The organism is Clostridium lacusfryxellense (assembly GCF_018861735.1).
Lineage (GTDB): Bacteria > Bacillota > Clostridia > Clostridiales > Clostridiaceae > Clostridium_AD > Clostridium_AD lacusfryxellense.
The window spans coordinates 1-2,891 of record NZ_JAHLEB010000116.1 but is presented as its reverse complement, the minus strand read 5'-3'; the positions used below and the strand labels follow the sequence as shown (position 1 = coordinate 2,891).

The window sequence follows — 2,891 nt, the reverse complement described above, 5'->3', positions numbered from 1 at the left end:
CCTGAGCCAGGATCAAACTCTCAATTTAAAAGTTTACACTTTTTAGTTGAAATAATTAATCTGAGACAACTGTTAAGTTGTTACTCAAGCTCATTACATACTTTTAGTCTTACGACTAAATTTTACTTTATACTAAAGTAATTGACTGGTTTAACAAAATATAATTTTGCTAAGTTTACCTATTTCTCTGTTTAATTTTCAAAGACCAATTTGTTTTGCCATCAAGTGACGACCTCTACTATTATAATCATTACTGCCTAAGTTGTCAACAGTTTTTTAAATCATTTTCTATTGCTTCCTCATGCTTTGAACCTCTTCACTACTGAATCGCAGCGACAAGTAATATAATATCATCTTTGGATACACTAGATTCTGATATTTTTCTTTAATTCGACAATTATATACAGCAACCTCTATAATGCTCCCATATCTTAAGTTATCTTTATATTGACACACTAGGAATAGTATACCTAATCCAACCCAAAACAAACGTGATTTAGTATACTAAATGTAATTATTAGCTACTATAAAAAATATATGCCCCCACATTAATTAAATATTCAATGAAGAGGACTTAGAATTTTTATATTAGAAAGTAGGAAGATTATCTAAATTGTCTTCTGAAGTACTGTTTGGCGATGACTTTATAACATCATTTCCATTTCTATTTTTACCTACGACCACTGACTCCACTGTTCCTACCTTTGCTAAGGCAACCGCTTTACTAACATCTAATTCTTCACCAGTACTTGTTAATACATTTGTAATATCACCATCTGCATTTTTTCTAACCTTAACTATCTTCATAAAATACATCTCCTTGTAAATTAATCTAAGAATAATTTAACGGTTACCATTTCTTATTTCTTTATTGCTAAACACGTTAATTTTAAACTACATGTTTAGTATTTACCTTATTACTATTATTTATTACTAAATTGCTATAAATTATATATTTATGTTTATCTTACACCTATCCTATAGGGCTTTTAAATCCATTACCTTGAACTTCAGCTATATCAATTATAGAAATAAAGGCCTCTTGGTCCATAGATTTTATTACCCTTTTAATTTGTGGTAATTGTCCCAACGAAACAACACAATACATTATATTTTTTTTGTGGCTAGTATATGCACCTTCCCCATATAAAATAGTTACTCCTCTACTACACTCATGCATTATTGCATCACTTACTTCTTTTTCTTTCTCTGATACAATTAAAAGCATTTTACGTCTATTTAATCCATTAATAACTTTCTCCATAACCGTAGAGTTAATATACATAGAAATTAGTGTATATAATCCTATATTAAAACCAAATAACACAGATCCAGCAGCCACAATTAAGAAATTTATTGTAAAGCTTACTACACCTACTTCTATGTCATATTTCTTTTTAGCATAGATAGCTATAATATCCATACCTCCAGTAGATCCCTCATTTGAGATAACAATTCCAAGGCCTATTCCTGAAAGAGCCCCACCATATATGCAATAAAGCAGTCTATAGGATTCTTCCACAGGAAGAAGAACATTATTTAACGGTGCCGTTAAAATTAAAAAAAATGATAATGAAACTGTACCTAATATAGTAAAAGCAGTAAATTTTTTATTTATCTTTAATATACTTAAAATAAGAAGTGGGATATTAAGTACTAATATTGTAGCTCCCATAGGTAATTTAAAAATATACTGTAACATCAGCCCTATTCCTGAGAGTCCCCCGCCAAGAAGCTTATTAGGAACTATAAACAAATTTATTGCAACAGATAAGATCAAACTCCCTAGAATAATAAGAAATATCTTTCCAAATGAATTTTTAAAAACATCACCAGTTGTCATTTTCATGATTTTCCCCCTTGTATTTAGGTACATTATAAATCAACTATTAGATTGGAACTCTTTATTTTTATATTCGCTATAATTATATAACATCTTAATCTTAAATCAACAAGAAATATTAATATATCACTTAATAATTTAAGGCATTGATAATATCTACTTATTTTATGAAAATGAAAGCTTTTATGATACACTTAAGTGAGGTGATTTTTTGAGTATTTTAGTAAATGATTGGAATAAACTCTTATTAGAAGAATCTAATAAAAAGTATTACTTAAAATTAAAATATTATATAAAAGAGGAATATGATAAGTCACAAATATATCCCCCTGTGCAAGATATATTTAATGCACTTAAATACACAGCATATAAAGATGTAAAAGTTGTAATACTTGGACAAGACCCATACCATGGTCTTAATCAAGCACACGGTTTAAGTTTTTCCGTTAAGACCGGAGTGTCTACTCCACCTTCATTATTAAACATATATAAAGAATTAAATAACGACCTAAGTTGTTATATTCCTAACAACGGTTATTTGAAAAAATGGGCTGACCAGGGCGTGTTATTATTAAATACTGTACTTACCGTTAGGTCCGGAGAGGCTAATTCTCATAAAAATAAGGGTTGGGAACATTATACAGATAAAATTATTAGCTTATTAAATGAGAAAAAGTCGCCGATAGTATTCATTTTATGGGGTAATAATGCTCAGTCAAAACAATCTCTTCTAACAAATCCAATACATCTTATAATAAAGTCAGCTCACCCTAGTCCATTATCCGCTTATAGAGGTTTTTTTAATAGTAAACCCTTTTCTACTACAAATGATTTTTTAATTTCATCGAAAAAAAAACCTATCGACTGGCAAATTGAAAATTTATAGATATATTATTTTAAACTAAAAAAAACGTCTTAGAATTAACTAAGACGTTTCTGGTGGCTAGACCAGGAATCGAACCAGGGACACGAGGATTTTCAGTCCTCTGCTCTACCGACTGAGCTATCCAGCCACATTACCTGGCGACAACCTACTCTTCCACAAGGT

At 29.8% G+C, this 2,891-nt stretch carries 3 protein-coding genes and 1 tRNA gene; 1 reads left to right on the top strand and 3 read right to left on the bottom strand.

What is annotated here, in order from left to right; all coding sequences use genetic code 11:
- Positions 1-588 precede the first annotated feature (588 nt).
- Positions 589-807 carry a DUF3892 domain-containing protein gene (locus KPL55_RS25355; protein WP_216309536.1) on the bottom strand — a complete coding sequence of 73 codons (219 nt, stop codon included), beginning with the start codon at positions 805-807 and terminating at the stop codon, positions 589-591.
- 166 nt (positions 808-973) lie between these two features.
- Positions 974-1,849, bottom strand: coding sequence for a YitT family protein (locus KPL55_RS25350; RefSeq protein WP_376770509.1), 876 nt, complete (start codon positions 1,847-1,849; stop codon positions 974-976).
- A gap of 205 nt (positions 1,850-2,054) precedes the next feature.
- Here KPL55_RS25350 and KPL55_RS25345 point away from each other — a divergent pair, with 205 nt between their 5' ends.
- Positions 2,055-2,729, top strand: coding sequence for a uracil-DNA glycosylase (locus KPL55_RS25345; protein ID WP_216309535.1), 675 nt, complete (start codon positions 2,055-2,057; stop codon positions 2,727-2,729).
- A gap of 51 nt (positions 2,730-2,780) precedes the next feature.
- On the opposite strand, the gene KPL55_RS25340 is transcribed toward KPL55_RS25345, so the two are convergent.
- Positions 2,781-2,856, bottom strand: a tRNA-Phe gene (locus tag KPL55_RS25340).
- Positions 2,857-2,891 lie beyond the last annotated feature (35 nt).